Annotated in this window: 18 protein-coding genes; 9 read left to right on the top strand and 9 right to left on the bottom strand. The window is 70.2% G+C overall.

All coding sequences use genetic code 11. The annotated features are described in order from the left end of the window. Positions 1–13 precede the first annotated feature (13 nt). Entirely contained in the window at positions 14–1,552 is a 1,539-nt protein-coding gene (locus P0084_RS15730; RefSeq protein ID WP_308917828.1) for a trimethylamine methyltransferase family protein, read from the top strand. After that, complete coding sequence (locus P0084_RS15725) at positions 1,549–2,529, top strand: GlxA family transcriptional regulator (RefSeq protein WP_308917827.1); 981 nt, start codon at positions 1,549–1,551, stop codon at positions 2,527–2,529. Before P0084_RS15730 ends, P0084_RS15725 begins: the two co-directional genes overlap by 4 nt. 13 nt (positions 2,530–2,542) lie before the next feature. Here P0084_RS15725 and P0084_RS15720 read toward each other — a convergent pair whose 3' ends face one another. The 8 genes from P0084_RS15720 to P0084_RS15685 form a co-directional block, all read right to left on the bottom strand. Then, positions 2,543–3,586, bottom strand: coding sequence for a succinylglutamate desuccinylase/aspartoacylase family protein (locus P0084_RS15720; protein ID WP_308917826.1), 1,044 nt, complete (start codon positions 3,584–3,586; stop codon positions 2,543–2,545). Next, positions 3,586–4,491, bottom strand: a complete 906-nt coding sequence (gene rimK / locus P0084_RS15715) for a 30S ribosomal protein S6--L-glutamate ligase (protein WP_308917825.1) — start codon at positions 4,489–4,491, stop codon at positions 3,586–3,588. The genes P0084_RS15720 and rimK overlap by 1 nt, the downstream gene beginning before the upstream one ends. Beyond that, positions 4,488–4,940 (bottom strand): ATP-dependent zinc protease family protein, encoded by a 453-nt coding sequence (locus P0084_RS15710; RefSeq protein ID WP_308917824.1) that lies wholly within the window; start codon positions 4,938–4,940, stop codon positions 4,488–4,490. Before P0084_RS15710 ends, rimK begins: the two co-directional genes overlap by 4 nt. Beyond that, positions 4,937–5,317: a hypothetical protein gene (locus P0084_RS15705; protein ID WP_308917823.1), complete on the bottom strand. Its 381-nt coding sequence runs from the start codon at positions 5,315–5,317 to the stop codon at positions 4,937–4,939. Before P0084_RS15705 ends, P0084_RS15710 begins: the two co-directional genes overlap by 4 nt. Positions 5,318–5,438: 121 nt before the next feature. Continuing rightward, the gene (locus tag P0084_RS15700) at positions 5,439–6,260 is read right to left on the bottom strand and encodes a DUF481 domain-containing protein (protein WP_308917822.1); all 822 of its coding nucleotides are present in this window, start codon (positions 6,258–6,260) and stop codon (positions 5,439–5,441) included. Positions 6,261–6,503: 243 nt separating this feature from the next. Beyond that, positions 6,504–8,771 (bottom strand): glycogen debranching protein GlgX, encoded by a 2,268-nt coding sequence (gene glgX / locus P0084_RS15695; RefSeq protein WP_308917821.1) that lies wholly within the window; start codon positions 8,769–8,771, stop codon positions 6,504–6,506. A gap of 96 nt (positions 8,772–8,867) precedes the next feature. After that, positions 8,868–10,499, bottom strand: a complete 1,632-nt coding sequence (locus P0084_RS15690; protein WP_308917820.1) for a mechanosensitive ion channel family protein — start codon at positions 10,497–10,499, stop codon at positions 8,868–8,870. A 281-nt stretch (positions 10,500–10,780) separates the two neighbouring features. Continuing rightward, positions 10,781–11,644, bottom strand: a complete 864-nt coding sequence (locus P0084_RS15685; RefSeq protein WP_308917819.1) for an SMP-30/gluconolactonase/LRE family protein — start codon at positions 11,642–11,644, stop codon at positions 10,781–10,783. A 119-nt stretch (positions 11,645–11,763) separates the two neighbouring features. On the opposite strand from P0084_RS15685, the gene P0084_RS15680 reads away from it, so the two are divergent. Genes P0084_RS15680 through P0084_RS15650 form a run of 7 tightly spaced genes read left to right on the top strand, consistent with a single transcriptional unit; the run spans position 11,764 to position 18,171 of the window. Beyond that, a complete protein-coding gene (locus tag P0084_RS15680) occupies positions 11,764–12,489 on the top strand; it encodes a FadR/GntR family transcriptional regulator (protein ID WP_308917868.1) in 726 nt (241 codons plus the stop codon). Then, the gene (locus P0084_RS15675) at positions 12,489–13,709 is read left to right on the top strand and encodes a mandelate racemase/muconate lactonizing enzyme family protein (RefSeq protein ID WP_308917818.1); all 1,221 of its coding nucleotides are present in this window, start codon (positions 12,489–12,491) and stop codon (positions 13,707–13,709) included. The genes P0084_RS15680 and P0084_RS15675 overlap by 1 nt, the downstream gene beginning before the upstream one ends. Before the next feature lie 35 nt (positions 13,710–13,744). After that, on the top strand, positions 13,745–14,719 hold the full coding sequence (locus P0084_RS15670) for a substrate-binding domain-containing protein (RefSeq protein ID WP_308917817.1): 975 nt from the start codon (positions 13,745–13,747) through the stop codon (positions 14,717–14,719). Between the two features lie 32 nt (positions 14,720–14,751). Then, positions 14,752–15,774 carry an ABC transporter permease gene (locus P0084_RS15665; protein WP_308917816.1) on the top strand — a complete coding sequence of 341 codons (1,023 nt, stop codon included), beginning with the start codon at positions 14,752–14,754 and terminating at the stop codon, positions 15,772–15,774. Continuing rightward, a complete protein-coding gene (locus tag P0084_RS15660) occupies positions 15,771–16,526 on the top strand; it encodes an ATP-binding cassette domain-containing protein (protein WP_308917815.1) in 756 nt (251 codons plus the stop codon). Before P0084_RS15665 ends, P0084_RS15660 begins: the two co-directional genes overlap by 4 nt. Next, the gene (locus P0084_RS15655; RefSeq protein ID WP_308917814.1) at positions 16,523–17,419 is read left to right on the top strand and encodes an aldose 1-epimerase; all 897 of its coding nucleotides are present in this window, start codon (positions 16,523–16,525) and stop codon (positions 17,417–17,419) included. Before P0084_RS15660 ends, P0084_RS15655 begins: the two co-directional genes overlap by 4 nt. Further along, complete coding sequence (locus tag P0084_RS15650) at positions 17,416–18,171, top strand: SDR family NAD(P)-dependent oxidoreductase (RefSeq protein ID WP_308917813.1); 756 nt, start codon at positions 17,416–17,418, stop codon at positions 18,169–18,171. The genes P0084_RS15655 and P0084_RS15650 overlap by 4 nt, the downstream gene beginning before the upstream one ends. A 156-nt stretch (positions 18,172–18,327) precedes the next feature. On the opposite strand, the gene P0084_RS15645 is transcribed toward P0084_RS15650, so the two are convergent. After that, positions 18,328–18,743: ester cyclase (locus P0084_RS15645; protein ID WP_308917812.1), on the bottom strand; the 416-nt coding region annotated here is incomplete at its 5' end.

Below are 18,743 nucleotides of genomic sequence, written 5' to 3'. Positions count from 1 at the left end.
GGGGTGTTGCGCGATGGGACGGGACGGACGACGGGGGGGCAGGCGCGGTGGCACGGCGCGCAGCGCGGGCGGCATTCCCCAGCTGCCCTGGACGCAGACCCGCAACCCCCATGGCCCGTTCCCCCTGTTGGACGAGGAGCGGTTGCAGGCGATCCACGACACGTCGCTCCGCATCCTGTCGGAATCGGGCATCCGCGTCATGAGCCGGCGGGTCGCCGACCTGTTCCGCGACGCGGGCGGGATCGTGGACGACGACACGATGACGATCCGGATCGATGCCGCCATCGTCGACGCCGCGCTGGCGACCGCGCCGGCCACCTTCGACATGGTCGCCCGCAACCCGGCCAAGCGGATCACGATGGGGGGCGACGCGATCAACTTCGGCCTGGTCGCGGGGCCGCCCAACGTCCACGACGCGGAACGCGGGCGGCGCGTCGGCAACCAGTCCGACTACGACGACTTCATCAAGCTGGCGCACCACTTCAACGCGGTCTCGATGATCGGCAACCAGGTCTGCGCCCCGATGGAGAAGCCGGCCAACAACCGGCATCTGGACACGTACCTGTCGAACCTGGTCCACAGCGACCTGACGTTCCATTGCACCGCCATCGGCCGGGGCCGCGCGATGGATGGAATCGAGATGATGGCCATCAGCCGCGGCATCGACCCCGCCGACATGGCCGAGGTGCCGGGCGTCATCACGATCATCTCGGTCAACTCGCCCCGCCTGCTGGACGAGGCGATGACCGATGGCCTGATCGCGATGGCGGAGCACGGCCAGCCCGTGACGATCACGCCCTTCACCTTGATGGGCGCGATGACGCCCGTGACGCTGGCCGCGGCCCTGGCGCAGCAGAACGCGGAGGCGCTGTTCGGCGTCGCCCTGACGCAGTTGGTCAAGCCCGGCGCGCCCGTGATGTACGGCGCGTTCACCTCGAACGTCGATCTGCGCTCCGGCGCGCCCGCCTTCGGCACGCCGGAGAACACGAAGGCCAACATCGTCGCGGGTCAACTGGCCCGCCGCTACCGGCTGCCCTACCGCACGTCGAACGCGAACGCGTCGAACGCGGTGGACCTGCAGGCCACCTACGAGACGATGATGTCGACCTGGGGCGCGGTCCTGGGCGGGGCCAACCTGATCTATCACGCGGCGGGCTGGCTGGAAGGGGGTTTGACGGCGAGCTACGAGAAGTTCATCCTCGACGTCGAGATCATCCAGAACATGAAGCAGTTCCTTGAGCCGATGAAGGTGGACGACGCCGAGTTGGGCCTGGAGGCCATCAAGGCCGTGCCGACGGGGGGACACTTCTTCGACAGCCCCCACACGATGGAACGCTACGAGAGCGCGTTCTACAGGCCGATGCTGTCGGACTGGACCAACCACGGCGCCTGGGAGGCGGCGGGCGCGAAGGACGCGCTGACCCGCGCCACGGCATTGTGGAAGCAAGCGCTGCAGGATTACGAGGCGCCGAGCATGGACCCGGCCGTGCGCGAGGCGCTCGAAGCCTATGTCGCCCGTCGCAAGGAGGCGATCGGGAGCGCGGAGCCGTGACCGTCCGCGACGGCCGCGCCGCCCCGACCCCCCACCGCGCCGCGGAGATGGAGGTCGCGATCCTCCTGGTGCCCGGCTTCTCGATGCTGTCGGCCGTCACCGTGCTGGAGGCGATGCGGATCGCCAACCGTCTGAACGACGCGCCGGTCTTCGCCTGGTCGCTGCAATCCGAAGGCGGCGAGGCGGTCGCGTCCTCGCTCGGGGTGGCGCTGCCGGTGGACGGGCCATGGCGACCCGTGCGGTCGGGAACCTATCTGCTAGTCTGCGGCGGCGTCGACATCCATGCGGCGGTGGATGCCAAGCTCCTGGCCTGGCTGCGGCGTTGCGCGTCGCACGGCGCGCATCTGGGCGGGCTGTGCACCGGCGCCTATGCGCTGGGGCGGGCGGGGGTGCTGCGCGACACGGCGGTCACCATCCACTGGGAGCAGCGGGAGGCCTTCGCGGAGGAGTTCCCCGACATCCCGCTGAGCGATGCGCCCTTCGCGCTGGACGGCGACGTGCTGACCTCCGCCGGGGGGATCGCGGGGATCGACCTGATCCTGGCGCTGTTGCGCCGGCGGGGTCGGGGGCGGTTGGCGGACGACGTGGCCGCGCAACTGATGTACGTCGACATCCATCACCTGCAGGAGGACGCGGATATCGGCCTGTCCTCGCGCCTGCCGGTGCGCAATCCGATCGTCGCCAAGGTCGCCACGCGGATGGAGGCGATGGTCGAGGACGTGCGGCCCATCAGCTACTTCGCGGGTTTGGGCGGGGTGTCGCCCCGGCAGCTGGAACGGCTGTTCCGCAAGCATCTGGGGGCGACCCCGATGCAGTACTACATGAACCTGCGCCTCGACCGGGCCCGCCGCCTCCTGATCCAGACCGATCTGCCCCTCGGCGACATCGCCCTGGCGACCGGCTTCGCATCGCCCAGCGGGCTGGGGCGCAAGTTCGGCCCCCGCTTCGGGCGCACGCCTTCGGCCTATCGGCGCTAGACGGGCGCGGGTCTCAGAGGATCTCGTCCTCGTCGAACAGGGGGTCTGATTCCATCTGCGCCTCGAACCGTTCGACTGCGCCCTCGGTGCCGGCGGGCGCGGCCATGCGCCCCAGATGGAAGATCGCGTCGCCCTCGTTGACGATGGGCATGACCGCGCGGCCCACGATCAGGCCGTCGGCCGGGGCGCGGATCTCGGCTTCGGTTTCGCCGAACGGGTCGGCCACGACGGCTAGTAATTGACCGCGTTCGACCGCCGTCCCGTCCGCCGCGTATGTTCGCAGCAGACCCCCCATCGGCGCGCGCAGCCACTTGCTGGACAGGCAGGTCTGCGGCGCGGCGCGCGGAACCGACACGGTGCGCGCGGGCAGCATTCCCTGGGCCTGCATCACCCGCAGGACGCCCGCCACGCCCGCCCGCACGCAGGTCTCGTCGAAGCGCAGGCCCTCGCCCGCCTCGTACAGCAGGACCGGCGTGCCGACCCGGCGCGCGGCTTCGCGCAGGGATCCGGGACGCAGGGGGGAATGGATCACGACGGGCGCGCCGAAGCTCGTAGCCAGATCCGCCATCGCGGGATCGTCGGGCGACACGCGGATCTGGGGATAGTTGATGCGGTGGATCGCCGCCGAATGGAGGTCGATGCCCAGATCGGAGCGCGCCACGATCTCATGCAGGAAGCGATGCGCCAGCCGCGCGGCCAGCGACCCCCCTTCCGAACCCGGGAAGCAGCGGTTCAGGTCGCGCCGGTCGGGCAGGTACCGGGACTGGTTGATCAGCCCGTAGGCGTTGACCACGGGCACAGCCAGCAGCGTGCCGCGCAGGCGGCCGAGGACCTTCGACGCGAGGATCCGGCGCACGATCTCGGTTCCGATGACCTCGTCGCCGTGGATGCAGCCCGACACGAACAAGGTGGGGCCGGGCCTGCGTCCGTGGACGACGTGCACGGACATCGCCACCGCGGTGTGGTCCGACAGGACGCTGACCGGCAGGGCGACCGTCCGCCGGTCGCCGGGGGCCACGACCTCGCCCCCCAGGGCGAAGCCGGGGCGCTTCGCCATCAGCCCTTGCCCTTGGTCTTCGTCTTGCCGGACTTCACGTTCTTCTCGAGGTACTCGATCATCGTGCCCGCGATGTCGAGGCCGGTGGCCTTCTCGATCCCCTCGAGCCCGGGGGAGGAGTTGACCTCCATCACCACGGGGCCGTGATTGGCGCGCAGCATGTCCACGCCGCAGGCGTTCAGGCCCATCGCCTTGGCAGCGCGCACCGCGGTCGAGCGTTCCTCCGGCGACAGCTTGACGACCTGGGCCGATCCGCCGCGGTGCAGGTTCGAGCGGAACTCGCCCTCCGCGCCCGACCGCTTCATGGCGGCGATCACGCGGCCGCCGACGACCAACGCGCGAATGTCCGTGCCGCCCGCCTCCTTGATGAACTCCTGGATCAGGATGTTCGTGTTTGACGCGCGGAACGCCTCGATCACGGACTTCGCGGACCGCTTGGTGTCGGCCAGCACGACGCCCAAACCTTGCGTCCCCTCCAGCAGCTTGATGACGACGGGCGTGCCGCCGGCCAGCTCCACCACCTCGTCGGCGACCTTCGGATCGTGGGCGAAGGTGGTCACCGGCAGCCCGATGCCGTCGCGCGCGAGCAGCTGCATGGAGCGCAGCTTGTCGCGGGACCGGCCGATGCCCACGCTCTCGTTCAGCGGATAGACGCCCATCATCTCGAACTGCCGCAGGACCGCCGTGCCGTAGAACGTGACGGACGCGCCGATGCGGGGGATCACGGCGTCGTAGCCTTCCAGCTTCTCGCCGTTGTAGTAGATCTCGGGCCGCCGCGAGGCGATGTTCATGTAGCAGCGCAGCGTGTCCACGACGTCGAGCGTGTGACCGCGCGCCTCCGCCGCCTCCTTCAGGCGCTTGTGGCTGTAGAGGGTGGCGTTGCGGGCCAGCATCACGATCTTCATGGGGCGGTCCTTTCCGGGTTTGGCGTCGCCACGTAGGCGCGCCGCGTGTGGACCGCGATGTCGTGCCGCTTCAATGCGGCACGCCCCACGATTATGGGAAACGTCATGTTGGTCCGGTCGCTCAGCGACAGGTCGATCCGCCAGAGCCGATCGCCCAGCCGCAGCCGCGTGCGCACGATCAGCCGCGTCTCCGGCACGCCGGAGGTGTTCTTGATCGCGCGGCGGCCGATCAGCCGGGCCTCGATCGGGTCGTCGGACAGGCCGTGCCCGGTATCGGCGCGAAAGGCGACCCAGGACGCGTCGCCCCGCCGGAAGCGGCGGATGTCGTGGGCGTGCAGCGCCGAGGTGCGGGCGCCGGTGTCGATCTTCGCCTTCAAGTCCCGCAGCCCCAGGTCGGGCAGGTCGACCGTCTCGATCCAGCCGATCACCGCCGGCCCGTCCTCCGTCATCTCAGCGCGACCCCCCTGCCGTCGATCATGCCCATCCTGGTGCACATCCGCAGGATCGACCAGTACCCTTCGCGAACGGCGGCCGCGGTGGCGTCGTGAACGGGCAGGGACAGGGTCGCGTCGGTGGGGCCGGGCGGCGTCCAGTCGCCCCACCCCACGGCGTCCAGCCGCACGAGGTCGAGCACGCCGCGCATCCACGGAAGGGTCGGCAGAGCGGCCATGCGATCGCTGACGGGGTCGAGCAGCGCGTCGGACAGTGCCACCAGCAAGGTCGGACCCGGTCGGCCGCCGGGAAAGCGATAGCCCGCGACAAGGCCCGGGGCGGCGACGGTCAGCACCTCGACGAAGGGGCCGGGGACGCGGTGATCGGCGTTCATCGGGTGGTCTTCCGTAACGTGGCCGGAGCGGCGATCCACCCGGTCCCCGAAGGGCGGGGCCGGGCGGCGTCGCGCGGTCACCGGGGGCCGCGGCCCCCGGTGCGGTCCTTCGGAACGGGCTTCAGAAGCCCACGACCAGGGCCACGCCCAGCCGGTTGTCCGTGCTCTCGAACCCGTCAAGCGGGTCGCTGTTGTAGTCCGTCCGGTAGGACAGGCGCGTGGACAGCGTGTCGGACACCTTGAAGTTGACGCCGAAATCGTTCGTCACCAGCGTGTTCTCGTCCGACGACAGGACGTCGGTGTCGTTGGTCAGGCTGACCGTGTCGCTGAACCCATAGAAGAAGCGCGACGACAGGATGCCCGCGAATTCGGTCTCGTCGTCACCGTTCTGGAGGTCGGTGTAGCGGACGCCGGGACCGGCCTGCACGCGCCACGCCACGTCGGGCGTGTTGACGATCCGGTAGCCCAGACCCGCACCGAGGAACGCGTCGCGCTCGACCGTGGCGAAGTCGTCGTACTCGAACCGGCCCGTGCCGAAGGCATAGAGCTGCGGGGTGAACGAGCGGGAGCCTTCGTAGATGCCGAAGAACTTCTCCTCGTTGCGGACGCCGTTGCCTTCGCCGAACTCGGCGGCCAAGCCGAAGCTGTGCGACCATTCGCCGATGCCGTAGGTGATGCGCGCGGCGGCGGACAGGTCGGACGTGTCCGTGTTGCCGTCGACGCCCGAGAACTGCAGCGCGGCGGAGCCGCGGAAGCCCTGCGGCACGCCATTGGTGCTGAACCGCTCGTCGTCGACGCCGCGGTCGAACTCGTCGTTCACGTCATCGGTGATGTCGTCGATGCGGTCGTCGAGGCGCTCGACGCCCGTCAGTCCAGTAGCTTGCGCATGCGCCTGACCGGCAAGCAGGAGGGCCAGGGCGGTCGTTACGAAGTACTTCTTCATCGGAGGCAATCCTCATGGTTCGGAGGGGAAGGCCGTTGAACGATCTCACGCGCCGTCTCCGTTGAGGGGCATGTAGGGAACACACAGCCACAAGTGAAATTCAAAATAATCGCCGTTGCGCTGAGTTCCGCGCATATGGATCACGGAGGGTACGTCTGCTGTCACATGTTGTGACGGAACGAAACGCGCCCGGCCGAACGGCCGGGCGCGGGGTGGTCCGATCCCGGGGGACCGAAGCCTGTATCAGGCCCCCAAGGGCAGGGACGGCCAGCTTTCCTCCAGCGTGTCGCGGACGCGGCCCTCGCCCACGCGCGTCGCACGGTTCGACGGCCCATCGGGTTCGAGGACATAGAGGCGCAGGCTCCGTCCCGGCAGGGCGGTCGCCAACCCCGCGGGATGGGACGCCGGCTCCGTCTCCGCTTCCGTCGTGTCCACCAACAGCGACCAGGCGGATCCGCCGGGCACGGTGGGCAGCGTGAAGTCGACGTCGTCGTGATGGGCGTTCAGCATCATCAGCAAGGTCGCGTCCTCGCCGCGCTTCGGAATGCCCGTCGGTTGCGCGCGTCCGTCCAGGACCAGTCCCAGACAGAGCGTTTCCGGGTCGTTCCACGCCCCTTCGTCCATCTCCGCGCCGCAGCAGCGCAGCCATGTCACGTCCCGGACGTCCAGATCCTCGTTGTAGGCACCGGTCAGGAACCGCGCGCGCCGCATCATCGGGAACGCCTGACGCAACGCGATGCAGCGGCGCGCGAAGCGGGCGAGGCCGGCGGCCTCGTCCCCCAGCCCGTCCCAATCGAGCCACGAGATCTCGTTGTCCTGGCAATACGCGTTGTTGTTGCCGTTCTGGCTGCGGCCCAACTCGTCACCCGCCAGGATCATCGGCGTGCCCTGGCTGAAGATCAGGGTGGCCATCATGTTGCGCATCGACCGCATGCGCAGTTCGCGGATGTCCGGGTCGTCGGTCGGCCCTTCCGCCCCGTGGTTCCACGACAGGTTGTGGGAATGGCCGTCGCGGTTGCCTTCCCCGTTGGCGTCGTTGTGCTTGCGGTCGTAGCTGACGAGGTCGCGCAGGCAGAACCCGTCATGCGCGGTGATGAAGTTCACCGACGCGAAGGGCTTGCGGCCCCGATGGTCGAACAGGTCGCCCGACCCGGTCAGGCGCTTGGCGAGCTCCGGGACCTGGCCGCCGTCGCCCTTCCAGAAGGCGCGGACCGTGTCGCGGTACTTGTCGTTCCATTCCGACCAGCCCGGCGGGAACTGACCCACCTGGTATCCGCCGGGCCCGATGTCCCACGGCTCGGCGATCAGTTTGACCGACGACAGCACGGGGTCCTGACGGCAGGCCTGCAGGAAGCCGCCGTTCTCCGCGAAGCCCCAGGGCTCGCGCGCCAGGATGGTGGCCAGATCGAAGCGGAACCCGTCGACATGGCATTCCTCCACCCAATAGCGCAGGGAATCGGTAACCATCTGCATAACCCGCGGATGGCTCAGGTTCACCGTATTCCCGGTGCCCGTGTCGTTGACGTAGTAGCGCGGCCGGTCCGGCATCAGGCGGTAGTAGGACGCGTTGTCGATGCCCTTGAACGACAGGGTCGGACCCATCTCGTTGCCTTCGGGCGTGTGGTTGTACACGACGTCCATCAGCACCTCCAGCCCGTCGGCGTGCAGGTGGGCGACCATGGACTTGAACTCCTGCACCGCGCTTTCCCGCGCGGCGGCGTAGCGGGGGTCGGGCGCGAAGAAGCCGATCGAGTCGTAGCCCCAGTAGTTGACCAGCCCCTTCTGAGTCAGGAAGTCGCCGTCCACCATGGCGTGCACGGGCAGAAGCTCGACCGCGGTGACGCCGAGGCCGCGGATGTGGTCCCGCGCGACGGGCGACGCCAACCCGGCATAGGTGCCGCGCAGATGCTCCGCCACGCCGGGATGCAGCTTGGTGAAGCCCTTCACGTGTGTCTCGTAGATCACCGTGCGGTCCCACGGCGTCATCGGACGCACGTCCACGCCCCAGGTGAAGGCTGGGTCCACCACGACGCATTTCGGCACGAAGGGCGCGCTGTCGCGCGCGTCGAAGGACAGGTCCCCGTCCGGGTGCCCGACCTCGTATCCGAACAGTGCCTCGTCCCAGGTCAGGGCGCCGACATACTGCTTGGCATACGGATCCAGCAGCAGCTTGTTGGGGTTGAAGCGATGCCCTTCCTCGGGCGCGTACCGCCCGTGGACGCGATAGCCATAGACGGTGCCCGGCTGCGCGTCGGGCAGATAGCCGTGGAACACCTCGTCGGTGTATTCCGGCAGGGCGATCCGCTCCAGCTCCGTTTCGCCGGTCGCGTCGAACAGGCACAGTTCGACGCGCGTGGCATTCGCGGAGAACAGCGCGAAGTTCACGCCCCGGCCGTCCCAGGTCGCGCCGAGCGGGAAGGGCCGCCCTTCGCGCAGCCCCCCGGGGCGGCGCGCGCGGTCTGATTGGACGACGGCGGCCGCGGCCCCGGACGGGAACGATTGGTCGTTCATTGTACTCTCGATGTATGGATAGGCCGCCCCACGCGACCCTTTCGCAGTCGAACGCGGGCCGGGTCGGGCGGTTCCACCCGGACCCTTCCCCGGACGCTATTCCGCAGCATCACGCACGGGCGCCCCGAAGCCGGCCTCGTCCCCCGCCGCGGGCTTGTCGTCGCGTGCCAGGTAGACCGTCTGCGACGGAAAGGCGAACCCGGTCCCGCATTCGCCCACGATGTCCATGATGGCGAGGTTCAGGTCCTGGCGCACCGCCAGCTGCGCGGGCTGGCTGTCCGCCAGCAGATAGGCGAAGATCTCGATGTCGAGCGACGACGGACCGAACCCCACGAAGCGGGCGCGGAAGCCCTCGTCCACCCGCTCGTCGCCCGCGAGCAGCTGCTCCAGCCGCCACAGCACCGCGCGCATCTGGTCCGGCGTCGTCTCGTAGCGCAGGCCCAGGATCGTGGTCCAGTTGAAGCGCCGGCGCCCGGCGAAGTTCTCGATCCGGGCGGCGGCCATGTCGCCGTTGGGGATGGTCAGCAACGTGTTGTCGAGCGTCCGCAGCCGGGTCGAGCGCAGGCCGATGTCCTCCACCGTGCCCATCAGTCCGCCGACGGAGCAGAAGTCGCCCACCCGCACCGGCTGGTCCGCGATCAGGCTGAGGCCGCCGACGATGTGTTCGATGGTCTTCTGCGCGCCCAGGGCGACCGCGATGCCGCCGATGCCCAGGGCCGCGAACCAGCCCGTCAGGTCCAGGCCGAACGAACTGGCGATCATCAGGGCCGCGACCACGGCCACCACCGCATAGGCGATGCGCCGGGCCATCGATACGACCGATATGGCGCCGACCCGCGACCGGCGCGTCATGCTGGCCAGCACCTCGTCCCCGATGGCGTGGACCAGGCGCAGGCCCGTCCAGGCCAGGGCCAGCCAGGAGCCGGTCTCGACCACCGGGCCGACGGCGGCGCGCGCGACGATCGGCACCCCCGTCACGAGGTTCAGCGCCGTGAACATCGGCGCCCCCATCGCCAGCGTCAGCGGCACGCGGAGGGGGCGGATCACCTTCCATGCGCCGGACCATCCCAGCCGCCGGAACGTCAGACGCAGGACCGTCATCGCCAACCAGACCACCACATACGCCACGGCGAGGGCCACGAAGCCCGTCGCCGCAAGGGCCACCCAGGCCGCCTGCGGCACCCCGCCCAGCGTTCCGTCCAGCCAGTCTGGGGCCAAGCGCTGGTAAAGGGGGATGCGGAACTCGGTCGCCGACACCAGCGCCAGGGCAGCGGGCGACACGCGCCAGACCGGGACGCCGTCCACCTCCGACCGGATGAGGGTCAGGTCCACCGGTCCGTCCTCCGCGCGGAGCAGCGCGAACCGATCCAGATCGGGGGCCAGGCCGTCGCCGGTGGTGCCCTGCGGTTCGTCCGACAGCCGGAAGGCGGGCAGGATGCCCCCCGTCGCGTCCAGCACCGTCTGCAGGCGGTCGCCGATGCGGCGCCCCTCGAAGCGATGACGCTCGGGGGGCAGGTCGGACAGGTCGAGATAGGGGATGACATCGCCCCGGTCGCCGGACGCGAAGGCCGCGATCAGGCCATCGACCGTGCCGCGCGGGGTGTCCCGGCCGAAGGGATCGGCGGGGGTCGTCACCTCCACGGAATCGTCCTGTGCCGCGACGGGCGGGGCCCAGGCCGTCAGCAGCACCAGGCAGGCCAGCAGCCGGACGATCGTTCCCCGAAGCATCGTCGTTCCCCCGTTTATCCACCCGACCGACGGGGCAGAGGTGGGACCCCGCCCGAACGCCCGCAACCCCGCGAGGCGACGCGTGGATGGGCGCTTCCCGCGGCGCGTCGCCCGAGCCCCTTCCCAGCATCGACGATCGCCCGCACGACGGAGTCGTCATGCAATTTCGAGGAACCGATTTTGCGGGGACGGACCCTCGCATGGTGTGCCGGACGATCGGTCCGACGGAACCTGCCCGTCCGCATTCCGTCGCCCCCGACCTCAGAACGCTCCGGGCGACGCTATCCCTCGAACAGGTTCGGCGGGTGGCCGGGGCGCTCCATGCGGACGACGTGGACGCGCCCCTCCGCCGGGTTGTCCGCCATTGCCGCGTCAGCCAGGCCGAAGGTGGCCGACGTCACGTACAGGTCGCGCAGGTCCGATCCGCCGAAGGCCGCGCTCGTGGGGTTGGTGCACGGGACGTCCAGCCGGGTCACGACGTCGCCCGCCGGGCCGAATCCGATCAGGCACCCGCCGCCGAAGCGCGCGTTCCAGATCGTGCCGTCGGCATCGGCGGCCCCGCCGTCGGGGGCGCCCGGCGCGGCCGACCCGAAGGGCTCGCGGTCCCGGAGCGCGCTTCCGTCCCACGCATAGGCATAGAACGCCCCCGCCACGGTGTCGGCCGTCACGAAGGACCCGTCGCGCCAGATCATCATGTTGGTGATGCCGAACAGGTCGCCGCACAGCCGGGCCACCGATCCGTCGGGTGCGACGCGCCACAACGCCCCCGTCGCCTCGTCCACGTCGCGCGCGCCGCCATCGGGCAGGATGTTGTCCTGCATCGTCCCCACCCAGAACGAGCCGTCGGGCGCCACGGCCCCCTCGTTCAGGCGGTTGCCGGGGCGGTCGGGCTCGATCACGGCGAGGTCGTCCAGGTCCCCGTCCGGGGTCCACAGGCAGATGCGCTTGCGCAGGCCGAGGACGAAGCCGCCGCTGCGACGCAGGCCGAGGGAGGTGACCATCTCGGGCATCGACCAGACGTCCTCGGTCCCGGTCGCGGGGTGGAGCCGGCGGACTGCATGCCCGGTGATGTCGACCCAGTAGAGGGCGGCCTCCTCCACTGACCAGACGGGGCTCTCGCCCACGCCGGAACGCGACCGCGTCACGCTTGCGACATCCGGTGTCCCGTGTGGGGGCATCACGACCTCCTTGACGATCGATCCGATGCTATCCTATCGATCGCCTATAACCTGTCAAACAGGTTAGATGGGAGGGTGCATAGGTGATGCCATCGAAGCAGCCGGTCGCGCAGATCGACGGCATGTCCCGCGTGGAACGTGTGGTCGACGCCGTCCAGGCACGCATCCGGGCGGACGGCCTGCGACCCGGCGACCAGGTCGCGGGCGAGGCCGAGTTCGCGGTCGCGTGCGGCGTGTCCCGTCCCGTCGCCCGCGAAGCGTTCCGGTCGCTGGCCGCCCTGGGCATCCTGGACGTCGGCAACGGTCGCCGGGCGCGTGTCGGACCCATCGATTCGGCCGTGCAGGCCCGGCTGATCGGACACGCGGTGACGACCGACCAGATCACCTTGCCGCAGATCTACGATGTCCGCCGCACGTTGGAGCATCGCATCGCGGCACTGGCCGCGCGCCTGGCGCATCCCGCCGAACGCGCGGCCCTGGTGGAGCATGCGGACGCCATGGATCAGGCGAACGGGGCGGGCGACGCGGACGCGGTCCGCGACCACGACCTCGCGTTCCACACGACGCTGGCCCGGGCCACGCGCAACCCGATGTTCGCCCTGTCCGTGGAAGGGTTCATGGAGGTCACGCGCCGGACGTGGCGGATCGCGTGGGACGCGCGCGCCGACGACGCGGAGCGATTAGACAGCGTCCGCGTCCACCAGGCCATCGCGCGCGCGGTGCGCGACGGCGACCCGGGATCGGCCAGCGCGGCGATGGACCTGCATTTCGATCATTCGGTGCGGGCGCTGGACCGCGCGGGGGTCCGCTGATGGCGCATCCGACCGCATCAGGCTTGCGGATCGCGTCCCTGGAAACGGTGCGCGCGGCGGAGCATCCCAACCTGATCTGGGTCCGGGTGACCGCCGACGACGGCACGGTCGGCCTGGGCGAGACGTTCTTCGGCGCCGGCGCGGTGGAGGCGGACCTGCACGACCGCGTGTGGCCGCTAGTGGCGGGACGCGATCCCCTGGCGGTGGACGCGGCGGCGCGAAACCTGGTGGGCTATCTCGGCCACCGCTCCACCGGGGTGGAGGCGCGCGCCAACTCGGCGGTGGACATCGCGCTGTGGGACCTGTGGGGGAAGGCCCTCGGCCAACCCGTGGCGCAACTGCTCGGCGGTTTCACCCGGACCGACATCCGCACCTACAATACCTGCGCGGGCACGTCCTACATGCGCGAGGACGGGGGCCAGCGGACGGCGAACTACGGGCTGGGGCAGGGGGGTGGCCTCGACGACCTCGACGCGTTCCTCCACCGCGCCGACGACTTGTCGGAGGAGCTCCTGTCCGAGGGCATCACCGCCATGAAGATATGGCCCTTCGACGCCGCGGCCGAGAAGTCAGGCGGCTGGGACATCTCCGCCGCGGACCTCCGCGCCGCGCTCGCGCCGTTCGAGAAAATCCGCGCCCGCGTCGGCGACCGCATGGACGTGATGGTCGAGTTCCACTCGATGTGGCAGCTGACCCCCGCCATCCGCATCGCCCGCGCGCTCGAGCCGTTCGACACCTATTGGCACGAGGACCCGATCCGGATGGACAGCCTGTCCTCGCTGCGCCGCTACGCCGCGGCCTCGCGGGCGCCGGTCTGCGCGTCCGAAACGCTGGGAACACGCTGGGCCTTCCGGGATCTTCTGGAAACCGACGCCGCGGGCATCGTCATGCTGGACCTGTCCTGGTGCGGTGGCCTGTCGGAGGCCCGCAAGATCGCCGCGATGGCCGAGGCCTGGCACCTGCCCGTGGCTCCCCACGACTGCACCGGACCCGTCGTCCTGGCAGCCAGCACGCATCTGTCGCTGAACGCGCCCAACGCGCTGATCCAGGAATCCGTCCGCGCCTATCTGCGGACCTGGTACGGCGATCTGGTCACACGACTGCCCCCCGTGACCGAAGGCCGCATCACCGTGCCCCCGGGCCCCGGCCTGGGGCTGGACCTGCACCCCGACCTCGACCGACGCCGCACGGTGACGCGCCGCGTCAGCCGCGCGGAGTGAACCGACCCGACGACATCCAAAGGGAGGAAGACGCCATGAAGACCACCACAGCCACCGCCGCGATCCTGGCCGCCACGCTGGCCTGGCCCGCCACCGCGCAGGACGACCCGTTGGAGATCGTGTTCACGCACCATTCCTCGTCGTCGAACACGTTCTGGCAGGCCGTCCAGAAGGGCTTCGACGATGCCTGCGAGAAGGTCGGCGCGTCGTGCCAGATGATCTTTACCCAGACCGAAGGCTCGGTGGAGCAGCAGGCTGCCAACATGCAGGCCGCGCTGGCCCGTCAGCCCGATGCCATCCTGACCTCGATCGTGGACGACCAGGCGCTGGACGGCATCCTGCAGGACGCGCGCGACGCCGGCACCATCGTGATCGCCGTGAACGTGGACGACAGCGAGGGGGCGGCGGGCAGCCCGCGCCAGGCCTTCATCGGCCAGGGCTTCGTCGCCGCCGGCCAGGCGCTCGCCGCCGCCGTGGCCGAACAGTTCCCGGCGGAGGGCGATCTGAGCGTCCTTCTGGGTGTGTCCGCGCCGGGCCAGAACTGGTCCGAGCAGCGCGCGCAGGGGATCGAGGAAGGGCTCGCGGCCTATGCGGAGGAGACGGGCCGCACCGTCGAGGTCGAGCGGATCGACAGCGGCACCGACCTCGCCGTGACGTCCGACCGGGTCGGCGCGTACCTCGCCGCCAATCCCGAAACGAACGCCTATTTCGATACGGGCTTCTGGGCCGCGGGCGTCGCGCGCGTGCTGCGGGACCGGGGCGTCGAGCCGGGCGCCGTCCTCATGGGCGCCTTCGACCTCGTGCCGGAGGTGCTGCGCGAGATGGAGGGCGGGTACGTCCAGGCCCTGGTGGACCAGCAGCCCTACGCCCAGGGCTTCCTGCCCGTGATGCAGGTCTATCTGGCCGACGCCATCGGCCTGTCGCCCTCCGACGTGAACACCGGAACGGGCGTGATGGGGCCGGACGACGTGGCGACCATCATGGACGGATCGCGCCAGGGGATCCGCTGACCGCCGCGGACGGAAGGGAGGGGAGGACCGCGATGAGCGACACGACCGACACCACGGCCCCGCCGGCCACGCGGCGCCCCGACAGGGGGCGCCGCCTGCTGAAGGTCTATCTCGAGAAGCCGGAGCTGGCGGGCCTCGTGCTCCTCGTGGCACTGGTCGCGTTCTTCCAGCTGCGCTCGGACGGGGTGTTCCTGTCGGAGGCGAACCTCCGCGGCATCCTGGGAATCCTGCCGGAGGTCGGCCTCGTCGCCGTCGGCGTCACGATCCTGATGATCGCGGGCGAGTTCGACCTCTCGGTGGGCTCGGTCTTCGCCCTGATGCCGATGTCGGTGACGCTGCTGCTGAACGAGGGCGTGCCCTTCGCGGGCGCGATGCTGCTGGGGCTGGGGGTCTGCGCCTGCGTGGGCGTGGTGAACGGGGTGGTGACGATGCGCTTCGCCATCCCCTCCTTCATAACCACCCTGGGGATGCTGTTCGTGGCGCGCTCGCTGACGGTCGTGATCTCAGGCGGGTTCCCGCCGCTCCTGCCGCTCGACATTCCGTCGTGGCTGTTCACCCAGTTCGTCGGGCCCGTCCGGCTGTCGATGCTGTGGTTCGTGGGCATCGCGGTCCTGCTGGGGCTGATGCTGACGCGCACGAACCTGGGCAACTGGATCCGCGCCACCGGCGGCAACCTGGAGGCCGCGAAGTCCATGGGCATCCCCGTGCAGCGGGTGAAGCTGTTCTGCTTCGTCCTGTGCTCTATGCTGGCGGGGCTGGCGGGCACGATCCAGGTGTTCCGCCTGGGTTCCCCCCTGCCGTCCTTGGGCGAAGGGTTGGAGTTGCAGGCTGTCGCGGCGGCCGTCATCGGAGGCACGGCCCTGGCAGGTGGCATCGGGACCGTCCTAGGCGGCGTGATCGGGGCCGTGCTGCTGCGGGTCATCGACAACGGCCTGGTGCTGACGCGGGTGGACGCCAACTGGTTCAAGTTCGCGGTCGGCACGCTCCTGATCCTGGCGGTCGTGTCGAACGCCTGGCTACGCAAGACCGCTCGCAGGCTCAAGGTGGAGACATGAACGCCGTCACCCCGACCGCCGCCGCGGACGCGCTGATCGCCTGCCGTGGCCTGCACAAGTGGTATTCCGGCGTCCACGCGCTGAAGGGCATCGACCTCGACATCCGCGCGGGCGAGGTGCTGGGCCTGGTCGGCGACAACGGCGCGGGCAAGTCGACGCTGATCAAGTGCCTGTCGGGGGTGGAGACCCCCGACGACGGCACGATCGCCGTGGAGGGGCGGACCGTGCGCATCGGCACGCCCAAGCGCGCCATGCGCCTGGGGATCGAGACGATCCACCAGTACAACTCCATGGTCCCCACCATGTCGATCGCCCGCAACCTGTTCATCGGGCGCGAGCCCGTGCGCTTCGGCCTGGGGGGCGTGGGCCTGATGGATCAGCGCCGCATGCGGCGCGAGGCGGTGGCGGCGCTGCGCGACGTGGACCTGCACCTGCGATCCGCCGACGCCCTGGTGGGCGAATTGTCGGGCGGCCAGCGCCAGGGCGTCGCCATCGCGCGCGCGATGCACTTCCGGTCCCGCCTGCTGATCCTGGACGAGCCCACGAACCACCTGTCCGTCAAGGAAACGGAGAAGGTCCTCGGCTTCACCCGCGGCCTGCCCGCGCAGGGGGTGACCGGGATCTTCATCTCCCACAACATGCACCACGTGCTGGAGACCTGCGACCGCGTCGTCGCCATGGCCCGGGGCGAGATCGTGCTCGACCGTCGCGTGGCCGACGTGGGCATCGACGAGCTGCACGCCGTCCTGTGACCGCCGCCCTGACCATAGGCGACGCGCGCCTGCGCGCCGTGGTCCGCCCCGACCTGGGCGGCGGGCTGGCGCGCCTGGACCGCCGGCGGGGGGACGGCTGGGACTCCGTGCTGCGGCCCCTGGACGGCCCCGAGACCCTTCCCGACGCCGCCTTCGCAATGGCGCTGAACGTGCTGGTCCCGTTCTCCAACCGCCTGTCGGCCGGCGTGGACGGCCACCCCGTGCCGCCCAACGTCGCGGGGGAGGCCTATCCGATCCACGGCGACGGCTGGCTGTCGGCCTGGGACGTGGACGCGGCGGGCGAGGATAGCGCGTCGTTGTCGCATCGCGGCGCGATCGGTCCGTGGCGCTACGATGCAACGCTCGCCTACACGGTCGCCGCGGGCGCGCTGACGGTCGTTCTGGAGGCCACGAACACCGGGGAGGCCGCGCTGCCCATGGGTTTGGGCGTGCATCCCTGGTTCGTGCGCCGGCCGGGCACGACGCTGCAAGCGCCCGCGCGGTCGCAATGGCTGGAAGGGCGTGGCCACCTGCCGACCGAATGCGTCCCCGTCACCGATCCCCGCGCGTTCGACGCGGGGCAGCCCGTGCCCCTGCCCGACGCTTGGATCAATGCGGGCTTCGAGGGATGGACCGGCGCCGCGACCCTGCGTTGGCCCGATGCGGGCGGCGTGCGGATGGACGTCACCGGGGCCGACCCGCCGGTCGACCGCTACGTCCTCTATTCCCCCGCCGCGGATGCGGCCTTCGTCTGCGTCGAACCCGTCACCCACGCCATCGATGCCCCGGCCCTGCCGGGGGGCGCCGCGGCGAACGGCATGGTGGCGCTGGCGCCGGGCGACACCACCCGGCTGGCCTGCCGCATCCACCCGTTCGAGGAGGACCCGACATGAGCGAACTGGAAGGGCGCCATGCCCTCGTGACCGGCGCGTCCGGCGGTCTGGGCCTGGGCGAGAGCATCGCCCTGGCCCGCGCCGGCGCGCGCGTGACGATGCTGGACCTGCCCGGCAAGGACGCCGCCGTGGCCGACGCGCGCGCCGCCGTGCCCGGTGCGCGGATCGATTGGCTGGGCGTGGACCTGTCGAACGTGCGCACCGCGCAGCGCGCCGTCGCGGACCACGCCGCCGACGCGCCCGTGGACATCCTGGTCAACAACGCCGCCGTGAACCCGCTCAAGGCGATGGATGCCTACGACGTGGACGAGTACGAGCGCACACAGACGGTCAACGCCACCGCGGCCTTCGCGCTGAGTCAGGCGGTGCTGCCGGGCATGAAGGCCGCCGGGCGCGGCGCGATCGTGCACTTGACCTCGATCACGTTGAACGGCGGGTGGGGCGACTTCACCGCCTATGTCGCCAGCAAGGGTACGCTCCTGGGCTTGACCCGGTCCATGGCGCGCGAACTCGGACGGTGGAACATCCGCGTCAACACGATCTCGCCCGGCGCGATCCCCACCGCGCTCGAGACCGAGGTCTGGGGCGACCAGATCGAGAGCTACGAGGCGATGCTGCTCGACCGTCAGGCCCTGAAGGTCCGCGGGTCCGTGGACGACGTCGCCGAGGCGATCCTGTTCATGGTGTCCGACCGCGCGAAGTTCGTGACCGGACAGAACCTGTCCATCGATGGGGGCTGGTGGATGCATTAGAGCCCATCGCATGACTGCGCGCCCAGATGCCCCCATGGTCCGATCGCAGATCGTCGGGCATGGTCGCTGCGGCGGGTCAGGGCGCTCCGCGGCTTCTGCGCCGGTGCCGATCCTGTCGCATCGTCGATGCGCAGGTCGCGTGCCCGCGGGGTTCCGTCACTCCTCGATCTGCTGGAGCAGACCGAGCCGATCGGACGTTATCCATGATTCCGCGATCCGCCCGTCTTCGATGCGGTGCACGGCGATGGACTCGAACGCGACCTGCCGCCCCGTGGCGGGAACGTCGAGAAGCTCGCCGGTATGGGTGCCGGTCACTCGCCCGATCACGGTGACCACGTCGTCCGACACGTGGACGTCGTCGACCGCGAAGGTCAGGTCGCTCATGCCCGCACGGTTGCGGTCGATCACGTCGAACAGCTGCGCCGCATCCATACCGTCCGGGCCCGCCGCCAAGCCGTAGCCGACCCATTCCTCCGCCAGCAAGTCCGACATCCCGGCGTCGTCGCGTGCGTTGAGCGCGTCGTAGTATCGCTCGACCATGTCGAAGGCTTGGCGTTCGCCCAGCAGCGGGG

The sequence above is a fragment of the Jannaschia maritima genome (genome assembly GCF_030973515.1).
Taxonomy (GTDB): domain Bacteria; phylum Pseudomonadota; class Alphaproteobacteria; order Rhodobacterales; family Rhodobacteraceae; genus Jannaschia; species Jannaschia maritima.
Note: the sequence above shows the minus strand (reverse complement) of the source record. Positions and strands in the feature narration are given on the sequence as shown.

Excerpts from the sequence above, each read along its gene's own strand:
- P0084_RS15730 (WP_308917828.1), top strand. The coding sequence starts at position 14 with ATGGGACGGGACGGACGACGGGGGGGCAGGCGCGGTGGCACGGCGCGC.
- P0084_RS15675 (WP_308917818.1), top strand. The coding sequence starts at position 12,489 with ATGGCGCATCCGACCGCATCAGGCTTGCGGATCGCGTCCCTGGAAACG.
- P0084_RS15700 (WP_308917822.1), bottom strand. The coding sequence starts at position 6,260 with ATGAAGAAGTACTTCGTAACGACCGCCCTGGCCCTCCTGCTTGCCGGT.
- P0084_RS15660 (WP_308917815.1), top strand. The coding sequence starts at position 15,771 with ATGAACGCCGTCACCCCGACCGCCGCCGCGGACGCGCTGATCGCCTGC.
- P0084_RS15710 (WP_308917824.1), bottom strand. The coding sequence starts at position 4,940 with ATGACGGAGGACGGGCCGGCGGTGATCGGCTGGATCGAGACGGTCGAC.
- P0084_RS15650 (WP_308917813.1), top strand. The coding sequence starts at position 17,416 with ATGAGCGAACTGGAAGGGCGCCATGCCCTCGTGACCGGCGCGTCCGGC.
- P0084_RS15720 (WP_308917826.1), bottom strand. The coding sequence starts at position 3,586 with ATGGCGAAGCGCCCCGGCTTCGCCCTGGGGGGCGAGGTCGTGGCCCCC.
- glgX (WP_308917821.1), bottom strand. The coding sequence starts at position 8,771 with ATGAACGACCAATCGTTCCCGTCCGGGGCCGCGGCCGCCGTCGTCCAA.
- P0084_RS15680 (WP_308917868.1), top strand. The coding sequence starts at position 11,764 with ATGCCATCGAAGCAGCCGGTCGCGCAGATCGACGGCATGTCCCGCGTG.
- P0084_RS15705 (WP_308917823.1), bottom strand. The coding sequence starts at position 5,317 with ATGAACGCCGATCACCGCGTCCCCGGCCCCTTCGTCGAGGTGCTGACC.
- P0084_RS15690 (WP_308917820.1), bottom strand. The coding sequence starts at position 10,499 with ATGCTTCGGGGAACGATCGTCCGGCTGCTGGCCTGCCTGGTGCTGCTG.
- rimK (WP_308917825.1), bottom strand. The coding sequence starts at position 4,491 with ATGAAGATCGTGATGCTGGCCCGCAACGCCACCCTCTACAGCCACAAG.
- P0084_RS15670 (WP_308917817.1), top strand. The coding sequence starts at position 13,745 with ATGAAGACCACCACAGCCACCGCCGCGATCCTGGCCGCCACGCTGGCC.
- P0084_RS15665 (WP_308917816.1), top strand. The coding sequence starts at position 14,752 with ATGAGCGACACGACCGACACCACGGCCCCGCCGGCCACGCGGCGCCCC.